The sequence below is a fragment of the Rhizobium sp. 42MFCr.1 genome, assembly GCF_000377185.1.
Taxonomy (GTDB): Bacteria; Pseudomonadota; Alphaproteobacteria; order Rhizobiales; family Rhizobiaceae; genus Rhizobium; species Rhizobium altiplani.
Genome location: NZ_KB897819.1, coordinates 271273 through 297243, shown reverse-complemented (window position 1 = coordinate 297243; position 25971 = coordinate 271273). Strand labels below are relative to the sequence as shown.

Genomic DNA, 25971 nt, shown 5'->3' with positions numbered 1-25971 from the left:
CAGTTTGAAGCGGCAAATGGAGCTTGCATTCTTGCAGGAAAAATGTAGGAATTTTCTACATGTCTTGCCGAAGTTATGCAAGATAGTTCATCCATTCCAGAGCAGGAACGCACCGATGGCCGCGACCACCCTCACAGACCGAAAGAATGCCGCAATCTCGCGTGGCGTTGGCATGACGACGCAGATCTATGCCGATCGCGCAGAAAATGCCGAGATCTGGGACAAGGAAGGTCGACGCTATATCGACTTCGCGGCCGGCATTGCCGTCCTCAACACCGGCCATCGGCATCCGCGCGTGATCGCAGCCGTCAAGGATCAGCTCGATCACTTCACCCACACCTGCCACCAGGTGGTGCCTTACGAGAGCTACGTCCACTTGGCCGAGCGTCTCAATGCGCTGACGCCCGGCAACTTCGAGAAGAAGACGATCTTCGTCACAACAGGTGCCGAAGCCGTCGAGAATGCGGTGAAGATCGCCCGTGCCGCGACCGGCCGCTCCGCCGTGATTGCCTTTGGCGGCGGTTTCCATGGCCGCACCTTCATGGGTATGGCGCTGACCGGCAAGGTCGTGCCCTACAAGGTCGGTTTCGGCGCAATGCCGGGCGATGTCTTCCATGTCCCGTTTCCGGTCGAGCTGCATGGCGTGACGCCGGATCAGTCGCTGGCCGCGCTGAAGAAGCTGTTTGCCGCTGATGTCGATCCGCAGCGTGTTGCCGCCATCATTATCGAGCCAGTTCAGGGCGAGGGTGGTTTCTACCCGGCGCCGGTCGCCTTCATGAAGGCGCTGCGCGAACTCTGCGACCAACACGGCATCCTCATGATCGCCGATGAGGTGCAGACCGGCTTTGCTCGTACCGGCAAGATGTTCGCGATGGATCATCATGAGGTCGCACCCGACCTGATGACGATGGCAAAGAGCCTCGCTGGCGGCTTCCCGCTGGCCGCCGTCACGGGTCGTGCCGAGATCATGGATGCGCCCGGACCGGGCGGTCTCGGCGGTACCTATGGAGGCAATCCGCTTGGCATAGCTGCGGCTCACGCAGTCCTCGACGTCATCAAGGACGAAGATCTCTGCGATCGCGCCAATCAGCTTGGCAACCGGTTGAAGCAGCGCCTGGAATCACTGCGCGAAAAGGTGCCTGAAATCGTCGATATCCGCGGTCCGGGTTTCATGAACGCTGTCGAGTTCAACGACAAGACGACGAAGCTGCCGAGCGCCGATTTCGCCAACAAGGTTCGCCTGATTGCGCTTGAGAAAGGCCTGATCCTGCTGACGTGCGGCGTGCATGGAAACGTCATCCGTTTCCTCGCCCCGATCACGATCCAGGATAGTGTCTTTGGCGAAGCGCTCGACATTTTGGAAGCCTCGATCCTCGAAGCAAGCGGTAAGTAGGGCCAGCCCTTCTTTGCCTGGAGTTACATGACATGGCATTCACAACTGCATTGACAAAACACGTTCCCTTTTCCTCGCCGTTCCTGCGCGATGCCGGCTATATCAACGGTAGCTGGACGGCCGGCGGCGCGACCAAGACCTTTGACGTCCTCAATCCTGCCACCGGCGAGGTTCTCGCCTCGCTGCCCGACATGGCGGCTGCCGAGACGCGGGAAGCAATCGACGCCGCCTACGCTGCTCAGCCGGCCTGGGCCGCGCGGCCCGCAAAGGAGCGCGCCGGGATTCTGCGCAAATGGCATGACCTGATGGTCGCTCATGCCGATGAACTGGCCGCCATCCTGACCGCTGAAATGGGCAAGCCTTTCCCCGAGGCCCGCGGCGAGATCCTTTACGCTGCAGCCTATGTCGAATGGTATGCGGAAGAGGCCAAACGCATCTATGGCGAGACAATCCCTGCGCCGTCGAGCGACAAGCGCATGATCGTCATCAAGCAGCCGGTTGGCGTCGTCGGCACGATCACGCCTTGGAATTTTCCGGCCGCGATGATCACTCGCAAGATCGCCCCGGCGCTGGCTGTCGGCTGCGCGGTCGTCTCAAAGCCTGCCGAGCAGACGCCGCTGTCGGCGCTGGCACTTGCCGTTCTCGCCGAGCAGGCCGGTATTCCGGCCGGCGTCTTCAACGTCATCGTCGGAGAAGACGGCCCGGCAATCGGCAAGGAGCTTTGCGGCAACGACAAGGTGCGCAAGATCAGCTTCACCGGATCGACGGAGGTCGGCCGCATTCTGATGCGCCAGTGCGCCGATCAGATCAAGAAGATCAGCCTCGAGCTTGGCGGCAACGCGCCCTTCATCGTCTTTGACGATGCGGATCTGGACGCAGCGGTCGAGGGCGCTCTGGCGTCCAAGTATCGCAATGCCGGCCAGACCTGCGTCTGCGCAAACCGCCTTTATGTCCAGTCAGGAGTCTATGATGCCTTCGCCGCCAAACTTGCGGCCAAAGTCGAGACGATGGCCGTCGGTGACGGTTTCAAGGCTGGCGTGACGATCGGCCCGTTGATCGACGAGCAGGGCCTATCCAAGGTGGAGAGCCACGTTGCAGATGCTGTTTCGAGGGGAGCGAGGATTCTGACGGGCGGCAAGCGCGTCGAGGGTGCCGGCACCTTCTTCACACCGACCGTGCTCACCGGCGTCACCCGCGAGATGAAGGTCGCGCGCGAAGAAACGTTCGGTCCCGTCGCGCCGCTCTTCCGCTTCGATACGGTCGAGGATGTGATCGCCCAGGCCAACGACACCGAGTTCGGCCTCGCCGCCTACTTCTTCGCCGGCGACCTGAAAAAGGTCTGGCGTGTCGCAGAGGCGCTGGAATACGGCATGGTCGGAATCAATACCGGCCTGATGTCGACGGAAACGGCACCCTTCGGCGGCATCAAGCAGTCTGGCCTCGGCCGCGAAGGCTCGCGCCACGGTGCCGATGACTATCTGGAGATGAAGTATCTCTGCATGGGCAATGTCTGAGCGACACGTCACTCACGACAGTTGAGGCATTGCAAACGGGATCGCCGGCCGCGGCGGTCCCGTCTTTTTCGGTTAGCTTTGCTGTGCTTGCCCTCCCAGCTGCCAATCCGGCAGCGGGAAGATGCGATCATAGGCCCAGTTGAAAACGAACGCGTAGACCACGTAGAAAAGCGCGAAGGACACATCCATCGTCAGCGCCTGGATGACGCTGATGTCGAGGTACCAGGCGATCATCGGCAGTAGCGCGAGCAGCAACCCGACCTCAAACATGACCGCATGCAGAACGCGGACCGCAACACTCTTTTGCGTGCCGCCGGTGAGGTATTGCATCAGATGGTCGAAGCCGAGATTGTAGAGATAGTTCCAGGCTGTCGCGAGCGTCGCGCCGGCGGCGCCGATCACGCCGATATCGGCCATAGGCATGCCGAAGGCCAGCGCGCCGAGCGGCGTGACAAGCGCAAGTCCGATAATTTCGAAGCTGATGGCGTGACGGACACGGTCTGCGGTTTTACGCATGGTCTACCCCCAGTGGGAATGTTCGGGTCGTCCCGAGTTGATGCCCATAGAGGGGGAGGTCGTCCTCACACCCTTTTAATAGGTATTCTGGCAGCCGAAGACAAGGGCAGGACCCTGCTCAGTAGTGCGGCGGCCGTGTAATCGCCGGCGCTTCCAGCGATTGCTCCTCAAGCGACAGAAACCGTTCCGTCAGCCTGTCCAGCTTGGCCCGCGTCTGCTCCACGGCCTTCCATTGTTCGGCCAGCTGGTCGGACAGTTCCTCGATCGTCTTTGCCTGATGGGCAACGATTTCCTCGAGCTTTGTAATGCGGTTCGTCTCTTCGGACATGGAACCTCCTCGCCGCAACCGGCCAATGTCATGCCATCTGAAAAGCGGAAATAGTCCGCGCGGTCAATCGTTTCGAGGGCGGTGACGTGCGATTTGCAAAAGTGAACCGTTTGGTTACTAAAAGCCCTTGCCGCGCCCCACGTTGTGGGGTAGGGCCATAGCCCTTCAGGGAGGAATTCTCATGGATCTTGGTAACGGCTTTCTTCATCCAGACCGGCTCTTTCCGGCCGATCCGGCAACCCGCACGGTCGCGCGGGACCTCTACGAGACGGTTCGGGCCCTGCCGATCGTAAGCCCGCACGGGCATACGGAACCCTCATGGTTTGCCGACGACAAGCCGTTCGAGGATGCGTCCTCGCTGCTTGTCATTCCGGATCATTATCTCTTCCGCATGCTGCACAGCGTTGGCGTCAAGCTCGACGATCTCGGCGTGCCTCGCCTCGACGGCAAGCCGGTCGCCAAGGGCCGTGACATCTGGCGCGCTTTCGCCGCGCAATACCATCTCTTCCGCGGTACGCCCTCCAGCCTCTGGGTCGATCATGCGATGTCGGCCGTCCTCGGCTGTGAAGAGCCGCTGACGCCTGAAAATGCGGATGCGCTTTACGACCATATCAATGCGCAGCTGGCGCTGCCGGAGTTCCGCCCGCGCGCCCTGCACAAGCGCTTCGGTATCGAGACGATCGCCACGACCGAGGGCGCGCTCGACCCGCTGGTGCATCACCAGAAGATGGCGGAAGACGGCTGGATCGGCCGCGTCCGCACCACCTACCGGCCGGACAGCGTCACCGACCCGGATGCCGTCGGCTTCCGCGAAAACCTGGTTCGGCTTGGCGAACTGACCGATTGCGACGTGACAAAGTGGGATGGGCTGATCGATGCCCACCGCAAGCGCCGCGCCTATTTCCGCCAGTACGGCGCGACTGCCACCGACCATGGCGTGCCGACGGCCTTCACGGCGGACCTGCCGCTGGCTGACAAGCAGCGCTTGCTCGACAGGGCGCACAAGGGGACGCTGAGCGCCGAGGAAACGGAGCTTTACCGCGGCCAGATGCTGACCGAAATGGCCGGGCTTTCAGCCGAAGACGGCATGACGATGCAGATCCATGCCGGCTCGCGCCGCAACACCGATCGCGAACTGTTCCAGACCCGCGGCCCGAACATGGGCGCGGATATCCCGACGCCGACCGATTGGGTCGGCGGGCTTTCAGCAATGCTCGCCAAGTATGGCAATGCGCCGGGCCTGCGAGTGCTCCTCTTCACTCTCGACGAGACGACCTATGCCCGCGAGCTGGCACCGATGGCCGGCCATTGGTCCTGCCTGATGATCGGTCCGCCCTGGTGGTTCCACGACAGCCCGAACGGCATTCGCCGCTATCTCGACCAGGTGGTGGAGACGGCCGGTTTCGCCAACCTGGCGGGCTTCAACGACGATACGCGCGCGCTTCTGTCGATCCCGGCGCGCCACGATGTCTGGCGCCGCGAGGTCTGCCGCTTCCTGGCGCAGTTCGTGACCGAACACCGCATGTCCCGCAAGGAAGCCGAGATCGTCGCCGGCGAGCTCTCCTACGGAAATGCGAAGAAGGCATACAAGCTGTGACCGAACGTCTGACGAGCCTTTCCGACCTCGCGCCGACTGCCAAGCTTCCCGGCTATAATCGCAACGGGTTGAAGCCGGGTATCCTGCATCTCGGTCCCGGCGCATTCTTTCGCGCCCATTTCGCGCCGTTCACGGATGCCGCGATTGCGGCCGCCGGTGGCGATTGGGGCATCGAGGTTGCGAGCCTGCGGACAGCCGACGTCGCCGATCACCTGAATGAGCAGAACGGCCTCTATACGATGCTCGTGCGCGATACATCGGGCACGACGGCGAATGTCATCGGTCCGATCCTGCGCGCGCATGTGGCGACCCGCAATCCCGGCGATCTCCTTGCCCGGCTTGAGGATCCCGCGATCAAGATCGTCAGTCTGACGGTCACGGAGAAGGCTTATGGCTTCGATTCCGCGACCGGCGGCTTGGACTTGAAGCATCCCGACATTGCCGCCGACCTTGCCAACCGCCATGCGCCCCGTGGCGTCATCGGCTACATCGTCGAGGGGCTTGCACGCCGCCGCGCCAAGGGTATCGCGCCGTTCACGCCGCTCAGCTGCGATAACCTGCCGAGCAACGGCGCCGTCCTGAAGCGGCTCGTGCTCGAGTTCGCCGCTCGCATCGATCCGGAGCTTCGCGAGTGGATCGAAAAGAACGTGCCCTTCCCATCGACCATGGTCGATCGCATCACGCCGGCAAGTACCGATGCCACCTATCGCGATGCCGAAAGACTCACCGGCAGGCAGGATCTGGTGGCCATCGAGACCGAACCCTTCACGCAATGGGTGATCGAGGATCACTTCGCCAACGGCCGCCCGGAATGGGAAAAGGCCGGCGCGCTGATGGTCGAGGAAGTCTCCGCTTACGAAAAGATGAAGCTGCGGATGCTGAACGGCGCGCACTCGCTGCTCGCCTATCTCGGTTACATAGGCGGCTATGAATTTATCCGCGACGTCATGGATGACGTCGGCCTTGCGGCGCTTGCGCGCCGCCACATGAACGCGGCCGCCGCCACGCTCGATCCCGTGCCCGGTATCGATCTTGAAGCCTATGCCGACGAGTTGATAGCGCGCTTTGCGAACAAGGCGATTGCTCACCGCACCTATCAGATCGCCATGGACGGCACGCAGAAGCTGCCGCAGCGCCTCCTCGAGCCGGCCGCCGAAGCCTTGGCGAACGGCAGCAAGGCGGAAACCTATGCGATCGCAGTGGCTGCCTGGATGCGCTATGCCCTTGGCGTTAACCGGGATGGCGAACGCTACGAATTGCGCGACCCGCGCGCGGGGGAAATTGCTGCGCTCCTGGCCGACGTGCCGCGCAATGGCGGCGCGGTGTCGAAAGCCCTGTTCGGGCTGGCGGGCCTTTTCCCGGCGGCGCTGATTGGCAATATCGGCTGGACCGAGGATGTGGCGAACAAGCTTGAGATCCTGATCCAGGACAACAAGCTGCCGCTGTTCTAAGGAAGGGTGCTGCGACGGTGCGGGCCGTCGCAGTATGGATTTTCGAGGCCCTTCCATCTGTGGCGAGGGCTGGGTTTTAGCGCGTTGCCCTCCCATAACCCGTCATCCCTGTGCTTGTCACAGGGATCCAGCGCCCAAGTCCTTGGGCGCAGGAGATCCTTTTCCACGAGTTATGGTCGTTCACCGCGCCGGCCGGTGGCTGGATTCCTGTGACAAGCACAGGAATGACGGTCTATTAGGCTCAGTGCCTACGCCTATGCCTATGCCTTCACGCGCGCCATAGCAGGATCGTAGAGCGGCTGCAGCGAGACGCTGCATGGCACGCGCTCGCGTGCCACGTCGAGTTCGTAGCTGCCGGACAGCACGAAGTCTTCGCTCACACCGTCCGGGTTGCGCACATAGCCGTAGCCGATCGGCTTCCCGATCGTGTAGCCGAAGCCGCCGCTGGAAAGCCAACCCACACGTTTGCCGTCGCGATAGATGGTCTCGCGGCCAAGCAGCACGACATCGGGATCCTCGGGCACGAAGCAGGCGAGCATCTTCTTGACGCCCGACGCGAGCTGCCGTTCGATCGCCTCGCGGCCACGAAACGGCGTGTTCTTCCTCGTCTTCACGGCCCAGCCAAGCCCGGCTTCAACAGGTGTATGATCCGGACCCATATCCGAGCCCCAGGCGCGATAGCCCTTCTCAAGACGGCAGCTCTCGATGGCGCGATAGCCGGCATTGACAAGCTGTAGCGGACCGCCCGCCGCCATCAGCGCATCATAAACGGTCGTCGCATATTCAATTGGCATATGAAGTTCGTAGCCGAGTTCGCCGACATAGGTGATGCGCAGCGCCCGGACCGGGCAGCCGGCAATGCCGATCGTCTTGACGCGGCCGAACGGGAACGCCGCGTTGGAAACATCGCTGCTGGTCACCTTCTCCAACACTGCGCGCGCATTCGGCCCCATCAGAGACAGCACGGAGTAGGCTGAGGTGACATCGACAAGTTCCGCATGCATTCCGCTCGGAATACTGCGCGCTATCCAATCGAAATCGTGGGTCGCAAAGCCAGTGCCGGTGACGATGTAGTATTCGTCGTTGGCGATGCGCGCACAGGTCACGTCGCATTCGATGCCGCCCTTGTCGTTCAGCATCTGCGTGTAAATCAGCGATCCGATCGGTTTGGCAACATCGTTGGAGGCGATCCACGACAGCGCCGCCTCGGCATCGCGCCCCTTCAGCACGAACTTGGCGAAGGAGGTCTGGTCGAAGATGACGGCGGCCTCGCGCACAGCCTCGTGCTCGCGGCCGACGGCATCGAACCAGTTCTGGCGGCCATAGGTGTAGACATCCTTCGGTTCCTCGTTGGCGAAGAGATCGGCAAACCAGTTTGGCCTTTCCCAGCCAAGCTTTTCGCCGAAGCAGGCGCCCTGTGCCTTGAGCCGGTCGTAGAGCGGCGATTTGCGGCACGGCCGGCCGCTCGAATATTCCTCGAAGGGGAAGGCCAGCGTGTAATGCTTGCCATAGGCCTCGAGCGTGCGGGTTCGCACCCAGTCGGTATCGAAATGCGGCCTGCCGAAGCGGCGGAGATCGACCGGCCAGAGATCGTAGGGCGGCTCGCCCCTGGCGACCCATTCGGCCAGCGCCATGCCGGCACCACCGCCGGATGCGATGCCAAAGGCATTGAAGCCGGCACCGACGAAGAAATTCTTCAGCTCCGGGGCCTCGCCGAGAATGAAGTTGCCATCAGGCGTAAAGCTCTCCGGTCCGTTCAGCAGCTGCTTGACACCGACAGACTCGAGCGCCGGAACGCGGCCAAGCGCCTGCTCCATGATCTGCTCGAAATGGTCGAAATTGCTGTCGAGCAGGGTGTAGTGGAAACCCTCGGGAATGCCCTTCACCGCCCAGGGGATAGGGTTCGGCTCATATCCGCCCATGACGATGCCGCCGACTTCTTCCTTGTAATAGGTCAGCCGGTCCGGATCGCGCAGCGTCGGCAGGTTCGACGGAACGCCGAAGGATTCGGTGATGATGTATTGGTGCTCGACGGAGACGAGCGGCACGTTGACGCCGAAGCGCGCAGCAAAGGATCGCGTCCACTGGCCAGCGCATACAACGACGCGCTCGCACTCGATCCGCCCGTGCTCGGTGATCACGGCGCGGATCCGGCCGTTGTCTATCTCGAGATCGAGAACCTCGGTATCCTCGAATGTCGAGACGCCCGACATGCGTGCGCCCTTGGCAAGCGCCTGCGTGATATCGGACGGATTGGCCTGGCCATCGGTCGGCAGGTAGGCGGCGCCGACGAGGTCGTCTATCGTCATCAGCGGCCAGAGGTCGAAAGCCTCTTGCGGTGCCAGCAGCTGCATATCGAGCCCAAAGGATTGCGCCGTTGTCGCCTGCCGTTTGACTTCGGTCCAGCGTTCCTCGTTGCAGGCAAGCCTGAGACCGCCATTCATTTTCCAGCCGGTGCCCAACCCCGTCTCGGCTTCCAGTTTCTTGTAGAGATCGACGGAATAGCCGAGCAGCTGGGTGATGTTGGCGCTGGTGCGCAGCTGGCCGACGAGGCCGGCGGCATGAAAGGTCGTACCCGAGGTCAGCTTCTTGCGCTCGAGGAGAACCGTGTCCGTCCAACCGAGCTTGCCGAGATGGTAGGCCGTCGAGCAGCCGATGATGCCGCCGCCGATGACGACCGCCTTGGCGGTCTTTGGCAATTCCTTCGTCATATTATCGATCCTGTTCAAAAAGGTCGTAGACGCGCTCGAAGCGCGCAAGATTCTCGGCCGTATAGCCGGCATAGTCGAAATCGATGGTGGAATGGATCTCGGAGACCATGCTCCACAGCGTCTCACGCAGCAGCGAAGCGCATTTCATCGCCGTGTAGCGGTACCAGAGATCGCTCGTCACTGCCTGACCGAAGTAGATCTCCAGCATTTGGTGTTCGTCCTCCTCGCCAAGCTGGTTGTTGGAGGCGAGCCCCCCGAGATCGAAGAGCGGTGTATTGAAGCCGGCATAGTCCCAATCGATCAGCCAGAGGCGCTTGCCGTCATCGAGGAAGTTTGCCGCAAGTAGATCGTTGTGGCCGAAGGCTATGTCAAAGGGACCGGCCGCCTTCTCGAGCCGCTCCGCTTTTTCAAGCACGGCTGGCAGGCGCGCAACATAGGTGCTGCCGGTGGCAGCGAGATGCGCCGCATAGTCTCGAATGACGTGAAACACCCAGAAGATTGCGGCGGGGCCGCGGAAGTGTCGGGCGATCTCCCGATGACAAGCGTGCACGAGCGGCACCACGCGCTTGAGCATTGCGGGATTCTTTATGTCGTCGGGTGTCAGCGCCCTGGCTTCGATGAAATCAAGGACCAGTACGCCGGGCTGATGATGGATTACGGCCGGCGAAAGCCCGGCTGCGTGTGCGGCGTGGCTGGCGGCAAGCTCGTTCTGCCGGCTGATGTGATGAACGGGAATGTCTTCTCCGAGCCGAACGACACGGCGAACCGCGCGATCCCGCACCAGATAATTCCGGTTGGTGATGCCGCCGGTGATAGGCTCAATCTCGATCGGACCCTGCCAGATGCCGAGTGCATAAATCCGATCTTCAGGCGTCACGCTAGTCTCCCCTCGCGGCCTATCCTATTGAAATCATGGCCAGAGCGGGATCGGCTGTCAAGCGTGCTAGATGGTAGCACCCGAGGCGTCGAAGACGTGACACCGCGCCGGGTCGAACGAGGCCTTCACGTTCGTCCCCCGTTCGACCTTCTGCTGCCCGTCGAGCGCGATCGTCAGTTGCTGCCCATCCGGCGTCGTTGCATAGAGCATCGTCGCGCCGCCGAGGTTCTCGACAAGATCCACGTTGACGGTCGCGAGCGTGATACCGCTGTTTTCAAGCACGGAGAGATGCTCCGGGCGGATGCCGAAAGTGACGGTTTGTCCGGCGTCGGCCTTCAGCCTGCGCGGCAGGCGAACGGAATTGCCGCAGACGTTGATGGTCGTCTCGGCTTCGCCGACCTGCTCGACGCGCGCCTGCAGGAAGTTCATCTTCGGGCTGCCGATAAAGCCTGCCACGAAACGGTTGGCCGGATTGTTGTAGAGATCGAGCGGTGCACCGACCTGCTCGATGCGGCCAGCGTTCAGCACGACGATCTTGTCGGCCATGGTCATGGCTTCCACCTGATCGTGGGTGACGTAGATCATCGTGTTGCCGAGGCTGCGGTGCAGCCGGGAAATCTCCACACGCATCTGCACGCGCAGTTCCGCGTCGAGGTTGGAGAGCGGTTCGTCGAATAGGAAGATGCGCGGCTCGCGTACGATCGCGCGGCCGATCGCCACGCGCTGGCGTTGGCCGCCGGAGAGTGCCTTCGGCTTGCGCTCCAACAGCTTTTCGATCTGCAGGATTTCGGCGGCGCGCTTCACCTTCGGCTGGATTTCGGCTTTCTTGTAGCCAGCAGTCTCCAATCCAAAGGCAAGGTTCTTGTAAACCGACATATGGGGATAGAGGGCATAGGACTGGAAGACCATCGCGATGCCGCGCTTGGCCGGCGCCACTTCATTCATCCGCTCGTTGTCGAGTAGAAGTGCGCCGCCGCTAATCTCCTCGAGCCCCGCGATCATGCGCAGCAGGGTGGACTTGCCACAGCCTGACGGGCCGACAAAGACCGCGAACTCGCCGGGATCGATCTTCAGGTCGATACCGTGAATGACGTCCAGGGAGCCGTACCGCTTCTCGACCTTCTGGAGAACGACGCTTGTTGCCATGATCTCAGGATCCTCCCTGGTCCATTATTTCGTGCGAGCACGCCAGTCGGCGTACTTCGGGCTGTCCGATCCGATTGGCAGGATGACTTCGCTGCCGGTATCGGACGATTGGTAGATGGCGGTCACGAGTTCCAGCGCGCGGCGCGCGTCCCCTGTTGTCACCGGCAGCGGTCCATTGCCGCTGAGAAAGGCGTGGAAATGCTCCATCTGCGTGGTAAAGCGCGGCGCGACCGGTCGCCAATGACCGATGATGGCATTGATGCGCGCCTGCACATCGTCATTCGCGGCGATGATCTTCCATGGATCTTTGCCTGGCGAGTAAGGTTCATGATTGCTTTCGAAGGTGACGTTTTCAAAGTGCAGCCGCAAACGGCTGATCTCCTCCTGGGAGCCCAGCGTGCAGGAGAGAGACACGAAGGCGCCGCTCTGCATCAATAGGCTTGCCGACGCACAGTCCTCGACCTCGATGTCGTTGACGCGAGTTGCAACGCGACCGAACACCTTCGATACCGGCCCCATCAGATGCAACAGCATATCGTGCAGGTGCAGCGCATGGGTTACCAACACGCCCCCAAGCTCTGTTGCCCATTTGCCGCGCCAGGGCACGGAGTAATATTCGGGCATTCGGCGCCAGAAAGTCTCCACCGAGCCCAGATAAGGCCTGCCCGCGATACCCGCCTCGATGATCCGCTTCGCCTTCTCGATGCCGTCGCCGTAGCGATACTGGAAGATCGGCATCAGCGTGCCCTTGGCCGTCTTCTCCGCCTCCATGATCGTGTCGACGCCGGAAAGCGATCCGGTTAGCGGCTTCTCGCAGATGACGTGCTTGCCGGCGGCGAGAGCTGCCACCACCTGCTCAAGGTGAATGCCGGGCGGAGTGCAGATATCGACGATGTCGACACTCGCGTCATCAAGCACATCGGCAAACGAGGTCGTGCGCTTGGCGATGTCGAATTCGTCGCCGATTTCCCGCAGGCGTTCCTCGTTCAGGTCGCAGATCGCCACGACCTTGAACTTGTCGGGATGCGGCAGGTAGCCTTCGACGATGTGTGAACGGCCGATACCGCAGCCGACGATGGCAACTCTCTTGATACTCATTGACCTATGTCCGTAATTGCATCAGCGCTTCATGCCGGTCGTGGCGATGCCCTCGATCAGCAGGCGCTGGAAGAACAGGAAGAAGAAGAACACCGGCACCAGCGTCAGCGTGGACATGGCGAACAGGCCGCCCCAATCCGATGCGCTGGTCGAGTCGACGAATGTGCGCAGACCGAGCTGGATCGTGTAGGTGTTCATATCGTTGAGGTAGATCAATGGCCCGAAGAAGTCGTCCCAGGTCCAGATGAAGGAGAAGATCGCGGCGGTCGCAAGCACCGGCAGCGACAGCGGCAGCATGATCTTCCAATAGATGCGCCAGGCGCTGCAGCCGTCCATCATGGCGGCCTCATCGAGCTCGCGCGGGATACCGCGGAAGAACTGAACCATCAGGAAGATGAAGAAGGCATCGCTTGCCAGGAACTTCGGCACGACAAGCGGCAGGATGGTGTTCACCCACCCGAGGTTGAGGAACAGCACATACTGCGGAATGAGCGTCACGTGATACGGGATCATCAGCGTGCCGAGCATGATCGCAAACCAGAAGTTCCGGCCGGCAAAGCGCAGGCGTGCAAAGGCATAGGCTGCCAGCGAGCAGGCAACGACATTGCCGATGACTGTCAAAATCGAGATGACGAGCGAGTTCCAGAAGAAGCGGCCGAAAGTGATGTCGAGCCCGATCCAGCCGCGCAGGTAGGACGAGAAGTCGATCGACGACGGAATAAGCGACGTAGACGAGAAGATCTCGTTTTCTGGGCGGACTGAAGCGGACACCATCCACAGCAGCGGATAGAGCATCAGCAGCGAGCCAAGGATCAGCAGCGTGTGGATCGCGATTGACGTCGGAAAGCTGCGCTTGGTGATATCAGACGGCGGCGCCGTGACAGCAGTGGTGATCCCGTTAGTCATCGTAGTGCACCCAATAACGCGAGGTCAGGAAGGAGAAGGCAGTGAAGATCGCGATGATCAGCACGAGGATCCAGGCAAGCGCCGAAGCGTAGCCCATGCGGAAGTTTCCGAAAGCCTCCTGATAGAGATAGAGCGTGTAGAACAGCGTCGAATTGATCGGCCCGCCCGTCCCACCCGAGATGATGAAGGCCGGCGTGAAGGCCTTGAAGGCGTCGATCGTCTGGACGACGGCATTGAAGAAGATGACAGGCGTCAGAAGCGGCAGGGTGATCTTGTAGAACTGCCGGAACTTGGATGCTCCGTCGAGGCTGGCCGCCTCATACATGTCGGTCGGAATCTGCCGCAGACCAGCCAGGAAGATGATCATCGGAGAGCCGAACTGCCAGACGCTGAGTGCCACGAGCGTGTAGAGCGAGTAGCTCGGATGCGAGATCCAGCTCGGTCCCTGGATGCCCAAGTGAGCAAGTGCGGCATTGACCAGTCCGTCGCCGGCAAACAGTTGTCGCCAGAGGACGGCGATCGCCACGCTGCCGCCCAACAACGACGGCAGATAGAAGATCGCGCGGTAGAGCGGCAGGCCGCGAACGCCCTTGTTAAGGGCCATTGCGACCAATAGCGCGAAGGTCAGCTTGAAGGGCACCGACAGCACCACATAAGTCAGCGTGACCCGCATCGCTGCGGCAAATTTCGGGTCGGCGGTTGCGATGCGCACGTAGTTTGCCGCGCCCACCCACTCGGCCGACCGGATCATGTCGAAATCCGTGAACGAGAGGTAGAGCGAGATGACGGCCGGTCCGAGCGTCAGCCCGAAGAAGCCGATCAGCCACGGCAAAAGGAAGAGATAGCCTGGGGCATTGGCGGTCCAGAGGCGTTTGAAACGCCCCTGGGCTGCCGCCCCATATTCACTCTTGATACCCTCCGGGGCGGTCGTGCGCATCACATCACTCATCCGCGTCAGCCTTTGGCGAGAATGCGGCTGAGTTCGTCGACCAACTGCTTGCCACCGTCGCTCGGCGAAAGCTGGCCGAAGGCAATCTGCTCGGCGATCGTGCGAAGCACGACCTGGCCTTCACCGGCACCGGAGGGCGGCGGCGGCGGCAACTTGCCGGCAAGGTCACCAAGGCCGCTGACATAGTCGAGCGCGATCTTGCCTGTTGCATCAAGCTTGGCAGCCACGACGTCGCGCATCGCCTTCGATTCCGGAATACCGCGTTCGACGTCGAGCGCGAGAGCGGCATCGGGGTTGGTGACGAAGAAGTTGACGTAGTCGACAGCTTGGTCGATCACCTTCGACTGCGAGGATACGGAGAAGAACATCGACGGCTTGCGGTAGTGGCCGCCCTTCGAATCCGACTTGATGCGCGGATAGTTGTTCAGCGCCAGCTTGTCCTTGCTGACGGCCTGGAAGCCGACGAACTGGTTACTGTGCGCGTAGTCGGCAGCAGCCTTGCCGAGCGTGACCGGGCTAGTGTCGATCGTATCCTTGTAGAGCGCCTGGACATCAGGTGGCACGCAGGCGTTCGCTTCGCGGAACTTGCTCCACATGTCGAACCATTCAGAAGCGTCCTCTGCGCCGAAGGCGACCTTGGAATCGGCCGTGTAGAGTGCCTTGCCGCGCTGTCTGAGATAGTTTTCCAGGAGCGGTTCGTTGCCACTGCCGTCGGCAAAGCCGAAGAAGCCCTTGCGCTTGCCGGCCTTGGTAATCTCGGCACCGATCTTGCCAAACTCTTCCCAGGTGGTTGCCTGCGTCGGCAGATCGACGCCAGCTTCCTGGAACGCGGTGGTGTTCAGAACCGTCGCTGCGGCGTTGGCGCCGAGGCTGACGCCGTAGAAGTGCCCGTCAACGCTGCCGCCCTCGATCTGCGCCGGGTCGAAATCGCCAAGATTGAGCTTCGACGGCATGTAGGACTCGAGCGGGGCGAGCGCGCCGCGCCGTGCATATTCAACGATATAGCGGTAGTCCATCTGGATGACGTCGGGCGCATTGCGGCCGGCGACCTGCGTCGCCAGGCGTGGCCAATAGTCGCCCCATCCGAGGAATTCACCGGTGATGGACGTTCCCGCATTCTTTGTCTGATAGAGTTGCGAGACCTTGTTGGTGCGGTCGGCGCGGGGCTGCGAACCCCACCATAGAAGCCGCAAGCGGGTGTCGGCGGCAAAAGCCTTGGATCCCAGTGCGGACAGTGAAAGAAGCGTTGCTCCCCCCGCCATGAAGTTACGTCTGCTTACGCGTAGTGTCATCTGTTCTCCTCCTCCCTTGGGGAGCGCCTCCACACGCTCCTTGCTGGTTTCTCTTGCAACAAATAACTAATTGGTTACAAGCTATGGAGAAGCGTTGAGGCTGTCAAGCGCTGATGTGATAGCCCTCCTCTCGCTTCTCGTTTTTACAATCTGTTCTCAACGTATTATGAGCGCAATGGGGAAATTAGAAAGGTGAGCCGATGGAAGGCGCCGGCGGAAATGGGGAAAAGAAGAGAGTAAGGCGGCAATCGCCCGAGCGTGTACTGCAACGCGATCCGGAACGGACTCGTGCAGCAATCCTCGAGGCCGCGACCAAGGAATTCGCCGAGAACGGCATGGGCGGGGCTCGTGTCGATGCCATCGCCGAGCGTGCCGGGACAAACAAGCGGATGCTCTACCATTACTTCGGCGACAAGGAGCAGCTGTATCTCAGGGTGCTCGAGGAGGCCTATGTTGGTATCCGCACCGCCGAGCGCGAGCTGCATATCGGCGACCGGACGCCGGAGGAAGGCATTGGCGAACTGGCGCTGTTTACCTGGCGGTATTTTCTGAAGCATCCCGAATTCCTCAGCCTGCTCGGGACCGAGAACCTTCACCGCGCGCGCTGGCTGCGCCAATCCGTCCGGCTCAAGGAGCTGCATTCGCATCTGATTGGAGAACTCTCCGACGTGCTGGAGCGCGGCAAGAAGGCCGGTGTCTTCATCGCAAACGCCGATCCGCTCAATGTCTATCTGACGATTGCCTCGCTCGGATATTTCTACCTGTCCAATCAGTACACGCTTTCGACGATTTTCGGCCGCGACCTGGTCGAGCCCGGCAATCTCGATGCCTGGGAACGCCACATCGTCCACGTGACCCTCGCATCGATTTCTGCCTGACCCGCGAAATTCGAGATCGGCTATTGACAGGAAACCATCTCTGTCGTCAGGTAACCGTTTAGTTACAGCCTTGCCATGAGCCGCGAGTAGGGGGCGCGGTTTTTGTCGGCCAGGCGTCAGGACGCTGTTCGTTTCATACGCATGAGGAGGATCATTCGATGGAGAAACGTCGCTTTGCCTTGATTGGAACGGGAAACCGCGGCACGACCATGTGGGGCAAGGAACTGCTTGCCGGCTGGCGCGAGCATGTGGATCTCGTCGCGATCGTGGATACCAACTCGCTGCGGGCCGAGCGAGCCCGCACGATGATCGGCAGCAATGCGCCGATCTACGAAAACATCGATGCCATGCTCGCCGAGCAGCAGGTCGATCTCGTCATCGTCTGCACGCCCGACTATACGCATGACGATATCGTCGTGCGCGCGCTGGAAGCGGGCATCGACGTCATCACCGAAAAGCCGATGACCACAGCGGTCGACAAAATCCGCCGTATCCTCGATGCGGAGAAGCGCAGCGGCAAGCGGGTGGATGTCTCGTTCAATTATCGCTATTCGCCGACGGCCGCCAGGATCAAGGAACTGCTGAACGCCGGCGAGATCGGCCGCGTCACTTCGGTCGACTTCCACTGGTACCTCGACACCAAGCACGGTGCGGACTACTTCCGCCGCTGGCACGCCTACACGGAAAATTCCGGCAGCCTCTTCGTGCACAAGGCGACCCACCACTTCGACCTTTTGAACTGGTATCTGGATAGCGATCCGGATGCCGTCACCTCCTTTGCCGACCTGCAGAACTACGGGCGCAAGGGCCCCTTCCGTGGTCCACGCTGCAAGCTCTGTCCGCATTCGGGTGAGTGCGACTACTTCCTCGACCTCGAGGCCGATCCCTTCCTCGACACGCTCTACGAGGATCCGTCGAAGATTGACGGCTACTTCCGAGACGGCTGCGTCTATCGCGAGGATATCGACATCCCCGACACCATGGTCGTCAGCATCCGCTACAAGAACGACGTCCACGTTTCCTATTCGCTGAACACCTTCCAGCCGATCGAAGGCCACCACATCGCCTTCAACGGCACGCATGGGCGTATCGAACTCAGGCAATACGAGAAACAGCCATGGGAGACGCCTGACGAGGACACGATCCTGCTCGTCCGCAATTTCCCGAAGGACAAGCCGGCCGTCGAACGCATCGTCGTGCCGCATTCTTCGGGCGGCCACTACGGCGGCGACGACCGGATGCGCAACATGATCTTCAAGCAGGGCATGGAAGACAAGCTTGGTCAGCGTGCAGGGACGCGGGCCGGCGCAATGTCCGTGCTGTGCGGCATTGCTGCTCTGACGAGCTCGCGCAGCGGCAAGGTTGTCAAGATCGCCGACCTGATGCCTGAGATAGTCGCGGGCGGCGCTTCGACGAATCTGAAAGCCGGCTAAGCAATTAGGGCGAGGTCGCGACGCAGGATCTGATAGAGGAGCGGTTCGCCTTTGGTGAACCGCTCTATTTCATCGACTGCCATATCCCCGAGCCGCCCGCGCTCCAGCCCTACCGCGCCGGCGATATGCGGCGTCAGGAACACATTCGGCAGGTCATAGAAGGCCGATGCCGTCTCCGGGACTTCAGGATCCGTTACGTCGATGATCGCGTCGATCCGCCCGGTGCTGAGCGTCTCCAGCAGCGCGGCTTCGTCGATCAAGGCGCCACGCGCCGTATTGATCAGCGTCGCTCCTTCTTTCATCAGCGACAGCTCCCGGGCTCCGATCATATGGCGCGTCGATGGCAGCGACGGTGCGTGCACGGAGACGATGTCGGACTGCGTCATCAGTGTCGGCAGATCTGCCTTCTCGGTTCCGAGGCTGATTGCCTCGATCGCATCGACGGTGGGGTCGAAAAGAAGGACGCGATATTCGAACGGTCGCAAGAGCTCGATCACTCGTCGGCCGATGCGTGAGGCGCCGATGATGCCGACCGTGCGATGATAGTTGCCGATCGCCAACCGTTGCATCGGGTGCGTCCGGTCGCGATTGCGATCCGCCAGATAGAGGTCGCGGAAGCGAAATACCTGCTTGCCGGCGAAGATGATTGCCGCAAGCGTGAACTCCGCAACGGGAATCGAATTTGCCTCGGCGGCGTGCGTCACGGCTATGCCGGCATCGAAGATCTGCTCGTCGACAATTCCCTTAACTGTTCCGGCCGCATGGGCGATCAGCCGCAGCCGTGGGGCCGCCGCAACTACCTCGCGCCCGACATAGGGCGATCCCCAACCCGTGATGAGAATGTCAGTCTCGGCGAGAATGCGCCGGGCGCGATCGTCGCTAAAACTCCGGAGCGGTAGAGGATCGAGAAGTTGGCCGATCTCGGCAAGCCGGTGCAGGGCCTCCGCGGTGAGGACATGCTCCGTTCGCGAAGGCTGCATCGCAAGTGCGATGGAGGGGCGCTTCATGGCATCTGCCCCGGCGCCTCGATGGCGCTGACCCTTATGCCCGCGCTCGCAACAAGCGCTTCAAGCTCCGCAACGTCAGGAGCCTTTGGGGGAGTGGTCCAAGCGCCGGTTACAGTGCCCGCGTCGTTGGCGGCAAGGACGGCGGTCATCAGGATCGTTTGGCCTGCCGGAATTTCACCACGCAGTTGCGGCACCAGCGTTTTCGCAACGATCATGTTGGTATTCGGCGGAGCCTTCTGCGTGAGACCGGCGCGCGGCGTCAGGGAGCCGATATCGGTGATCCCGCTGAAATCGGCTTCGCCGATCGCATAGGCGCTTGAGCCATTCGCGAAAAGCGTATCGAGCTCGAAATCCCGGCGTGCGATCGCAAAGCCACCCTCCGCCGTCTGCAGCGGCCGGGGCGTGTTGATGCGGTGGACGCGGATGTGCCATGGCGCCGCCGGCACCAGCCAGGTTTCGACATCCACATCCCGGAATGGCGACCACTTGGAATAAAGAACATCACCCGCAAGCTTGGCTTCGCGGTTGGTCTCGCGAACGCGGTAGTGCAGGCCATCATCACTGAAGGCGAGGGCGGAATCGAAGGCCGCGCCGGCGAAGTTGCGCTCGTCGGATTCGACGCTGAAACCGTAGCGGCTGGAATAGGCGAACTTCGCGTATTTCTCCGTGCCGAACCGCATCTGCAGGTTCTCCTGGCCAGAGGACAGCGCGACGACGTCGCCGCCATTGCGCATGAGCACCATACCGGGATGGCGTTGCGGCAGGACGCTTACAGTTTCCAAAGGCGGCGTTTCCTCAGCCGTCCAGAAAGGGTGATCTTCGGCCAGGGCCAGCGGCAGGAACGCCTTGAACGCCCAGTAGGGCGAACCAGCCGAATTGTAATTTTCCGACATCAGCAGGTTGGGATAGCCGAAGCCGATCGACAGAATGCCGTCGCGGTTGGTCATCGGCTTGTCCTTCCACCAGCGCAGGTGCTGCAGGCAAAGGCTCTTGATTTCGCCCCAGGGCAGCGCTTCAAGATTGGCGAAGGCGAGGGCCGACCAGAAGCCGGCGCAGGCGAAACGGTAAGTCAGGCTGCGGCCGAAGGGAATCGTCGCGCCATCCGAGCCGAACCAATGCTTGAAGTCGTTTGCAAAGAGGAGGGCGCGTTCGCGGTAACGCTGTGCGTAGTCGTCATCGACGAGCTTGGAATAGATCAGCCCATAGAAGTGCATGGCGAACGGAATGTAATGGTCGATCCGGCGAACATTGCCGTCGCGGTACCAGCCGTCGCCGAGATAGAAGCCCTCAAGCTCCTCGAGATACTGCTTGGTCAGACTCCGGTCGAAATTGGCGCCGACGCAGTCGAGCGCGATGTCGACGAAGATGCGGAAGAATTTCCAGTTGTTATCGGCGTAGTCGAATTGCCGGGCATGCTTGAGATAGGCGACCACGTTGTCGCGCGCCCGGCCGCCAAGCGGCTCCCAGACCTTCTCCGGCACAAGCGCCAAGGCAAATCCGAGCGCCGCAAGCTCGACCATGCGCTGGTCTCGGCCGTTGACCGTGCCCCAATATTCCGGATGCTTTGGGTCCGTACCGTTGGCGATACCCTCGGCAATACGATGCCATTCGGCAAAGTCGCCGCCACCGGCGCCAAACGGCGCCAATCCCCAGAGCGGCCGCGCAAAGCCTTCGAGATCCGCTGCTGCGCGGTCGAAATGCGCAGCTGCGCCGTCAAGGCGGACGCGGGCATTGCCGGCCGAGAAATAGGGGAGCAGCGGATCGAAGAGGTCGCGAAGCGCGCGCGACATGTCCTCGCGCGTCTTCAGCGGATTGTTGGCAAGCGGATTTGAACTGGCGGGATCATAGGTCATCGGCATTGCTCATGTCAGGGGTTCGGAACGGTGCCGCCGGCAATCGGAACGACGGCATGGCAAATCTGGCGGGCGGGGGCGTTGCGGTCCCTGAATCGCGCCACGATGAGACTGACCGCCTCCCTGCCAAGCGCCACGCGATCGACACGCATGGTCGATAGCGGCGGGTTGGTCATCAGCGCGCAGGGAAGATCGTCGAAGCCGACGATGGCGAAATCCTCGGGCACCCGAAGCCCGGCTTCGGTGACGGCTTCGAGAACGCCGACGGCGATGAAGTCGTTCATGCAGAAGGCGGCGGTAAAGCCGGCCTTCTCCGCGAGTACTGCGGACGTCAGCTCGTGCGCCTCATGAATTGCGCTGCCCTGGAAGCTCATCGACACAAGGCGCCCTTCCGCACCGTCCGCGTCGGTGATCGCGGCCTTGAAGCCGCGCACACGCTCGCGGATGGTGTTTCGATGCGATCCCGTCAGATGCAGGATCTTGCGGTGGCCGGCATCCAGCAGTCGGGTCGTCGCTTCATATGCGCCGAAGAAGTTGGAGGGTGACGCGCCGTCGAGCCTGAGCTTCGGATCGGTGCCATTGACCAGCACCGTCGGGATTGCCGCGTCCTCTAACCAGGCGCGCAACTCGGCGCTTGAATCGATCCCGACCAGGAACAAGCCGCCGGCGCCGGCCGTCTGCATGTACTCGTGGACCACATCAGGCGTGGCCCTGTTCTCGCGGATCAGCCGCACCTCGAAGGGGACACCGGCATCGAGCGCCCCGGCGCGCAAGCCTTCGACGATCCCTTCGTAGAAGACGCTAAGCCCGCCCGTCACCCCGTCGCTCGCAATCAGGGCGAGGGTGCCACGAAGCGCGCCGGTTGCGGTGCGCGCCGAGTAGCCGTTTTCGGCCGCCACCTTGATAATGTGCTGGCGGACGCTTTCGCTGATGCCGGGCTCATTGGCGAGCACGCGGGAAACGGTGGATACGGAAACCCCCGCCATGGTGGCAATGTCGGCCTGTCGCAGTCTCTTGGTCTTGATCTCGTTCATACGGCGAAGATTATGCAAATAATGCAAATTTGCAAGCAAAAGATAATTTGTTGCATTGATGAATTTTTTGCGTAATCTACGCCGCATAAGCCCGTAGAGCTGTTGGAGGATGGCGGGGCAATGAAAGAGGAGGATGAAACATGCAGGTCAATCGCCGTTCATTTCTGATGGGTTCGGCAGGCGTCGCTGCCGGGCTGGCCTTTGGTGCCACAAGCTCAATTCCGGCCTTTGCGGAAGATGCCAAGCTGCGCGCCATGTGGTGGGGATCGAACGATCGCGCCAAACGCACGCTTGATGTCGCCAGGCTCTATGAAAGCGAGAACCCCGGCGTATCGATCGTCGGCGAATCGCTTGACGGCAACGGCTACTGGACAAAGCTCGCCACCCAGATGGCCGGCCGCGCCGTGCCCGACGTCTTCCAGCTCGAACCGAGCACGATCTCCGACTATTCGAAGCGCGGCGCATGCCTGCCGCTCGACGAATTCGTGCCTTCGACGCTGAAGGTCGACTCGTTCGGCAAGGATATGTTGAAGCTGACGACGGTCGACGGCAAGCTCTACGGCATCGGCCTCGGCCTCAACTCCTTCGCGCTGTTCTTCGACCAGACGGCCTTTGAAAAGGCAGGCATTCCGGTACCGACGGCGGATTTGACCTGGGACGAGTACGCCAAGATCGCAGTCGAGCTGACGAAGGCCGGCGGCAAGAACAATTACTGGGGCGGCCCTTATGGCGCGCGCTACACCTACGTCTTCGATGCCTGGCTGCGCCAGCGCGGCAAGAGCCTCTATGCCGACGGCAAGCTCGGCTTCAATGCCGACGATGCAACGGCGTGGTACACGTTCTGGGAAGATCTGCGCAAGAAGGGCGGCACGGTCGCTGCCGACGTTCAGACGCTCGACCAGAACACCATCGACACGAACGCACTCGCGCTCGGCAAGTCGGCGATGGGCATGGCCTATTCCAATCAGCTCGTCGGCTACCAGTTGATTTCCAAGAACAAGCTTGCGATCACGCTCCTGCCGCGCGAAAAGAAGGGTGGTCCTTCCGGCCACTACTATCGCCCGGCGTTGATCTGGAGCGTCGGCGGAGCCACGAAGAACGGTGAGGCTGCCGCCAAGTTCATCGATTTCTTCGTCAATAACGTCGAGGCCGGCAAGATCCTTGGCGTGGAGCGCGGCGTGCCTATGTCGCCTACCGTGCGCGAGGCGATTCTTCCGCAACTCAATCCAGCCGAACAGGCTACCGTGCAGTATGTAAACCTGCTGAAGGATCAGGTGGGCGAGTACCCTGCTCCTGCGCCGCTCGGTTCGACGCAATTCGACCAGCGCGTCTTCCGCCCGATTGCCGATGAGCTTGCATTCGAGCGGACGACGCCTGCCGAAGCGGCCGCCCGCCTGCTGGAAGAAGGCAAGGAGACGATCAAAGGCTGATCGAAGCTCACATCGCTCAAGCTTTGGATCGCGGCGGGCATTGGCCTGCCGCGATTTTCGTTATTCCCGGCCGCTCCTGAGGCGCTGATGGCAATTGTATGATTTTTGCTTGAGAAAACCTTTTCTCACTTGACGCTTCGGTTGGGAAAAGCTTTTCTCATCTGCAAATGGGGAGAAGCGCTGTGAACGTCGCGGGAGGAAAAAGAGGCCGGATTACCATCCACGACGTCGCGGCGGCGGCGGGGGTCAGTATTTCCACCGCCTCGAAGGCGCTGAACGAAACCGGTCGGATGAGCGTCGAAACCCGGGAGCGGGTAAAGCGCATTGCCGGCGAGGTCGGTTTCCGCCCGAATGCGCTCGCCCGGGGCCTCTTGAGCAAGCGCAGTTTCACTATCGGGCTGCTGACCAACGATACCTACGGGCGCTTCACGCTGCCGGTCATGGCCGGTATTTCCGAAGCGCTCGTCGATCACGGCGTGTCGGTTTTTCTCTGCGCCATCGAAGACGATCCGGCGCTCGGTCAGACCCATGTCGATGCCATGCTGGAAAAGCAGGTGGATGGCATTATCGCCACCGGCAAGCGATTGGACCGGCAGCTTCCGGTCGATCTGTCGAACCTGCATGTCCCCGTGGTCTACGCCTTCACCGAAGGGACGCCGACGAGCGTCACCTTCCGCTCCGACGACGCGCAGGGTGCGCGATTGGCGGTGGAGTGGCTGGTGAAGATGGGCCGTCGACGGATCGCGCATATCACGGGGCCGGAGGATTTCTTCTCGGTTCGCGAGCGCGCGGGTGCCTACCGCAATGTTATCGGCGGGGAGGGGATCGTCATGTTCGGCCGGTGGGCGGAAGCCTGGGGCCACGAGGCCGTCGCGCAGATATGGAGCCGTCAGGACGAAAAGCCGGACGCGATCTTCTGCGGAAACGATCAGATCGCGCGTGGTGCTGTCGATGCGCTGCGCGAGCGCGGTATTCGGGTGCCGGAAGATGTTTCCGTAGTCGGATTCGACAATTGGGAGATTGTCGCAGGCCAGACGCGGCCACCGCTCACTTCCGTCGACATGGAGTTGAAGGAGCTGGGGCGCCAGGCCGGATTGACGATTCTGGCGCTGGCCGAAGGACGCCCAGTGGAGCCGGGCGTCAGGAAATTGCCGTGCCGCCTCGTGGTGCGGCAGTCATGCGGGGCCCAAAGCCCCAGGAGATGAGGAACTGGCGCGGAGGAGTGCGCCAATTTGGGAGGAGTGCCATGATTAAGCGTCTGTTGGCTGCGACAAGCGTTGCCACCCTATGCCTGGTGTCCGGAGCATCGGCCGCCGAGAAAGTCGAAATGTGGGTTCGTTCCGGTATCGGCGAATCCTTCAAGAAGGTTGTCGAAGCCTACAACTCCAGCCACGAGAACCAGGTCGTCGCGACCGAGGTGCCGTTCTCGGAGCTTGTCCAGAAATACGCCACCGCCATCGCTGGCGGCCAGGCGCCGGATGCGTTGTCGATGGACCTCATCTATAACCCGGCCTTTGCTGCTGCGGGACAGCTGGAAGACCTGACAGACTGGGCAAAGAAGCTGCCTTATTTCAATTCGCTGTCGCCGTCGCACGTCCGCCTCGGCACCTATCAGGACCGCGTCTACGGCCTGCCGCTGTCGGTCGAAACCTCGGTCTTCGCCTGGAACAAGGACCTCTACAAGAAGGCGGGACTTGATCCTGAAAAGGCGCCCGCGACCTGGGAGGAAATCACCGCCAACGCCGAGAAGATCCGCAGGGTCGGTGACGATACCTACGGTTTCTATTTCTCCGGCGGCGGCTGCGGCGGCTGCATGATCTTCACGTTCACGCCGCTCACCTGGGGTGCAGGTGCCGATATCCTGTCGGCCGACGGCAAGACGGCGACGCTCGACACCCCGCAGATGCGCAAGGCGGTCGATTATTATCGCGACATGGTGAAGAAGGACCTCGTCCCGGCAAGTGCCGCCAGCGACAACGGTGCCAACTTCCTGAGCTTCACCAACGGCAAGATTGGGCAGCAGAGCCTTGGCGCCTTCGCGATCGGCACGCTGGTGACCGAGCATCCCGACATCAACTTCGGCGTGACGCTCATCCCGGGCGTTGACGGCAATCCGTCCTCCTTTGCCGGCGGTGACAACTTCGTCATCACCAAGGGCACCAAGAAGATCGACGCAGTGAAGGAATTCCTCGAATATATCTATTCGATGGACGGCCAGAAGATCATGGCGAAGTACGGTAGCCTGCCGACCCGTGGTGATATCGCCGACAAGGTGCTCGAGGGCCTCGATCCGAGGTTGCAGGTCGGCCTGAAGGCCATATCGGTCGCCAAGACACCTTACACGCTGCAGTTCAACGATCTGATCAACAGCGCCAACGGTCCGTGGGCGACCTTTACCAATGCGGCCATCTTCGGTGACGACGTCGACGGCGCCTTCAAGAATGCACAGTCGGAGATGCAGTCGATCATCGACAGCGGCCAATAATCTCCCAGAGGCCGTGGCCGGAGGGTGTGGCAGTCCTCCGGCCGATTTTACTAGGATGATGCGGAGTGTTTCG

Annotated in this window: 21 protein-coding genes; 9 read left to right on the top strand and 12 right to left on the bottom strand. The window is 61.4% G+C overall.

The window, feature by feature from the left end; translation table 11 throughout:
• Window positions 1-115: 115 nt before the first annotated feature.
• Window positions 116-1393, top strand: a complete 1278-nt coding sequence (locus C934_RS0103775; RefSeq protein ID WP_018855364.1) for a 4-aminobutyrate--2-oxoglutarate transaminase — start codon at window positions 116-118, stop codon at window positions 1391-1393.
• Window positions 1394-1425: 32 nt separating this feature from the next.
• Window positions 1426-2907 (top strand): NAD-dependent succinate-semialdehyde dehydrogenase, encoded by a 1482-nt coding sequence (locus C934_RS0103770; RefSeq protein ID WP_018855363.1) that lies wholly within the window; start codon window positions 1426-1428, stop codon window positions 2905-2907.
• A 72-nt stretch (window positions 2908-2979) separates the two neighbouring features.
• On the opposite strand, the gene C934_RS0103765 is transcribed toward C934_RS0103770, so the two are convergent.
• Both C934_RS0103765 and C934_RS0103760 read right to left on the bottom strand, forming a co-directional pair.
• Complete coding sequence (locus C934_RS0103765) at window positions 2980-3423, bottom strand: PACE efflux transporter (protein ID WP_018855362.1); 444 nt, start codon at window positions 3421-3423, stop codon at window positions 2980-2982.
• A 118-nt stretch (window positions 3424-3541) separates the two neighbouring features.
• Window positions 3542-3751, bottom strand: a complete 210-nt coding sequence (locus C934_RS0103760; protein WP_018855361.1) for a SlyX family protein — start codon at window positions 3749-3751, stop codon at window positions 3542-3544.
• Window positions 3752-3932: 181 nt separating this feature from the next.
• On the opposite strand from C934_RS0103760, the gene uxaC reads away from it, so the two are divergent.
• Together uxaC and C934_RS0103750 are read left to right on the top strand one after the other, a co-directional pair.
• Window positions 3933-5348 carry a glucuronate isomerase gene (uxaC, locus tag C934_RS0103755; RefSeq protein ID WP_018855360.1) on the top strand — a complete coding sequence of 472 codons (1416 nt, stop codon included), beginning with the start codon at window positions 3933-3935 and terminating at the stop codon, window positions 5346-5348.
• The gene (locus C934_RS0103750; protein WP_018855359.1) at window positions 5345-6799 is read left to right on the top strand and encodes a mannitol dehydrogenase family protein; all 1455 of its coding nucleotides are present in this window, start codon (window positions 5345-5347) and stop codon (window positions 6797-6799) included. Before uxaC ends, C934_RS0103750 begins: the two co-directional genes overlap by 4 nt.
• Window positions 6800-7059: 260 nt before the next feature.
• Here the strand turns inward: C934_RS0103750 and C934_RS0103745 are convergent, their stop codons facing one another.
• The 7 genes from C934_RS0103745 to C934_RS0103715 form a co-directional block, all read right to left on the bottom strand.
• Window positions 7060-9510: a GcvT family protein gene (locus C934_RS0103745; RefSeq protein WP_018855358.1), complete on the bottom strand. Its 2451-nt coding sequence runs from the start codon at window positions 9508-9510 to the stop codon at window positions 7060-7062.
• Between the two features lies 1 nt (window position 9511).
• Window positions 9512-10387 (bottom strand): phosphotransferase, encoded by an 876-nt coding sequence (locus tag C934_RS0103740; RefSeq protein WP_018855357.1) that lies wholly within the window; start codon window positions 10385-10387, stop codon window positions 9512-9514.
• Window positions 10388-10453: 66 nt separating this feature from the next.
• The gene (locus C934_RS0103735) at window positions 10454-11533 is read right to left on the bottom strand and encodes an ABC transporter ATP-binding protein (RefSeq protein WP_018855356.1); all 1080 of its coding nucleotides are present in this window, start codon (window positions 11531-11533) and stop codon (window positions 10454-10456) included.
• 24 nt (window positions 11534-11557) lie between these two features.
• A complete protein-coding gene (locus tag C934_RS0103730; protein WP_018855355.1) occupies window positions 11558-12631 on the bottom strand; it encodes a Gfo/Idh/MocA family protein in 1074 nt (357 codons plus the stop codon).
• A 21-nt stretch (window positions 12632-12652) separates the two neighbouring features.
• Entirely contained in the window at window positions 12653-13537 is an 885-nt protein-coding gene (locus C934_RS0103725) for a carbohydrate ABC transporter permease (protein ID WP_018855354.1), read from the bottom strand.
• The gene (locus tag C934_RS0103720) at window positions 13530-14486 is read right to left on the bottom strand and encodes a carbohydrate ABC transporter permease (RefSeq protein ID WP_025659754.1); all 957 of its coding nucleotides are present in this window, start codon (window positions 14484-14486) and stop codon (window positions 13530-13532) included. Before C934_RS0103720 ends, C934_RS0103725 begins: the two co-directional genes overlap by 8 nt.
• A 5-nt stretch (window positions 14487-14491) precedes the next feature.
• The gene (locus tag C934_RS0103715) at window positions 14492-15778 is read right to left on the bottom strand and encodes an ABC transporter substrate-binding protein (protein ID WP_025659755.1); all 1287 of its coding nucleotides are present in this window, start codon (window positions 15776-15778) and stop codon (window positions 14492-14494) included.
• A 200-nt stretch (window positions 15779-15978) separates the two neighbouring features.
• Here C934_RS0103715 and C934_RS0103710 point away from each other — a divergent pair, with 200 nt between their 5' ends.
• Both C934_RS0103710 and C934_RS0103705 read left to right on the top strand, forming a co-directional pair.
• Window positions 15979-16656: a TetR/AcrR family transcriptional regulator gene (locus C934_RS0103710; RefSeq protein ID WP_018855351.1), complete on the top strand. Its 678-nt coding sequence runs from the start codon at window positions 15979-15981 to the stop codon at window positions 16654-16656.
• Between the two features lie 158 nt (window positions 16657-16814).
• Entirely contained in the window at window positions 16815-18089 is a 1275-nt protein-coding gene (locus C934_RS0103705) for a Gfo/Idh/MocA family protein (RefSeq protein WP_018855350.1), read from the top strand.
• Here C934_RS0103705 and C934_RS0103700 read toward each other — a convergent pair.
• Genes C934_RS0103700 through C934_RS0103690 form a run of 3 tightly spaced genes read right to left on the bottom strand, consistent with a single transcriptional unit; the run spans window position 18086 to window position 21983 of the window.
• Window positions 18086-19096, bottom strand: a complete 1011-nt coding sequence (locus C934_RS0103700; RefSeq protein WP_018855349.1) for a hydroxyacid dehydrogenase — start codon at window positions 19094-19096, stop codon at window positions 18086-18088. The genes C934_RS0103705 and C934_RS0103700 overlap by 4 nt on opposite strands.
• On the bottom strand, window positions 19093-20949 hold the full coding sequence (locus C934_RS0103695; protein WP_018855348.1) for a DUF2264 domain-containing protein: 1857 nt from the start codon (window positions 20947-20949) through the stop codon (window positions 19093-19095). The genes C934_RS0103700 and C934_RS0103695 overlap by 4 nt, the downstream gene beginning before the upstream one ends.
• Window positions 20950-20963: 14 nt before the next feature.
• On the bottom strand, window positions 20964-21983 hold the full coding sequence (locus tag C934_RS0103690) for a LacI family DNA-binding transcriptional regulator (protein WP_018855347.1): 1020 nt from the start codon (window positions 21981-21983) through the stop codon (window positions 20964-20966).
• Between the two features lie 140 nt (window positions 21984-22123).
• Between C934_RS0103690 and C934_RS0103685 the strand changes: the two genes are divergently transcribed.
• From C934_RS0103685 to C934_RS0103675, 3 genes are all read left to right on the top strand, one after another.
• A complete protein-coding gene (locus C934_RS0103685; RefSeq protein ID WP_018855346.1) occupies window positions 22124-23413 on the top strand; it encodes an ABC transporter substrate-binding protein in 1290 nt (429 codons plus the stop codon).
• 182 nt (window positions 23414-23595) lie between these two features.
• The gene (locus C934_RS0103680; RefSeq protein WP_018855345.1) at window positions 23596-24618 is read left to right on the top strand and encodes a LacI family DNA-binding transcriptional regulator; all 1023 of its coding nucleotides are present in this window, start codon (window positions 23596-23598) and stop codon (window positions 24616-24618) included.
• A gap of 41 nt (window positions 24619-24659) precedes the next feature.
• Complete coding sequence (locus tag C934_RS0103675; protein ID WP_018855344.1) at window positions 24660-25898, top strand: ABC transporter substrate-binding protein; 1239 nt, start codon at window positions 24660-24662, stop codon at window positions 25896-25898.
• Window positions 25899-25971 lie beyond the last annotated feature (73 nt).

Coding starts and splice junctions, on each gene's coding strand:
- C934_RS0103775 (WP_018855364.1), top strand. CDS start 116: ATGGCCGCGACCACCCTCACAGACCGAAAGAATGCCGCAATCTCGCGT.
- C934_RS0103770 (WP_018855363.1), top strand. CDS start 1,426: ATGGCATTCACAACTGCATTGACAAAACACGTTCCCTTTTCCTCGCCG.
- C934_RS0103765 (WP_018855362.1), bottom strand. CDS start 3,423: ATGCGTAAAACCGCAGACCGTGTCCGTCACGCCATCAGCTTCGAAATT.
- C934_RS0103760 (WP_018855361.1), bottom strand. CDS start 3,751: ATGTCCGAAGAGACGAACCGCATTACAAAGCTCGAGGAAATCGTTGCC.
- uxaC (WP_018855360.1), top strand. CDS start 3,933: ATGGATCTTGGTAACGGCTTTCTTCATCCAGACCGGCTCTTTCCGGCC.
- C934_RS0103745 (WP_018855358.1), bottom strand. CDS start 9,510: ATGACGAAGGAATTGCCAAAGACCGCCAAGGCGGTCGTCATCGGCGGC.
- C934_RS0103735 (WP_018855356.1), bottom strand. CDS start 11,533: ATGGCAACAAGCGTCGTTCTCCAGAAGGTCGAGAAGCGGTACGGCTCC.
- C934_RS0103730 (WP_018855355.1), bottom strand. CDS start 12,631: ATGAGTATCAAGAGAGTTGCCATCGTCGGCTGCGGTATCGGCCGTTCA.
- C934_RS0103725 (WP_018855354.1), bottom strand. CDS start 13,537: ATGACTAACGGGATCACCACTGCTGTCACGGCGCCGCCGTCTGATATC.
- C934_RS0103720 (WP_025659754.1), bottom strand. CDS start 14,486: ATGAGTGATGTGATGCGCACGACCGCCCCGGAGGGTATCAAGAGTGAA.
- C934_RS0103715 (WP_025659755.1), bottom strand. CDS start 15,778: ATGACACTACGCGTAAGCAGACGTAACTTCATGGCGGGGGGAGCAACG.
- C934_RS0103710 (WP_018855351.1), top strand. CDS start 15,979: ATGGAAGGCGCCGGCGGAAATGGGGAAAAGAAGAGAGTAAGGCGGCAA.
- C934_RS0103705 (WP_018855350.1), top strand. CDS start 16,815: ATGGAGAAACGTCGCTTTGCCTTGATTGGAACGGGAAACCGCGGCACG.
- C934_RS0103700 (WP_018855349.1), bottom strand. CDS start 19,096: ATGAAGCGCCCCTCCATCGCACTTGCGATGCAGCCTTCGCGAACGGAG.
- C934_RS0103695 (WP_018855348.1), bottom strand. CDS start 20,949: ATGACCTATGATCCCGCCAGTTCAAATCCGCTTGCCAACAATCCGCTG.
- C934_RS0103690 (WP_018855347.1), bottom strand. CDS start 21,983: ATGAACGAGATCAAGACCAAGAGACTGCGACAGGCCGACATTGCCACC.
- C934_RS0103685 (WP_018855346.1), top strand. CDS start 22,124: ATGCAGGTCAATCGCCGTTCATTTCTGATGGGTTCGGCAGGCGTCGCT.
- C934_RS0103675 (WP_018855344.1), top strand. CDS start 24,660: ATGATTAAGCGTCTGTTGGCTGCGACAAGCGTTGCCACCCTATGCCTG.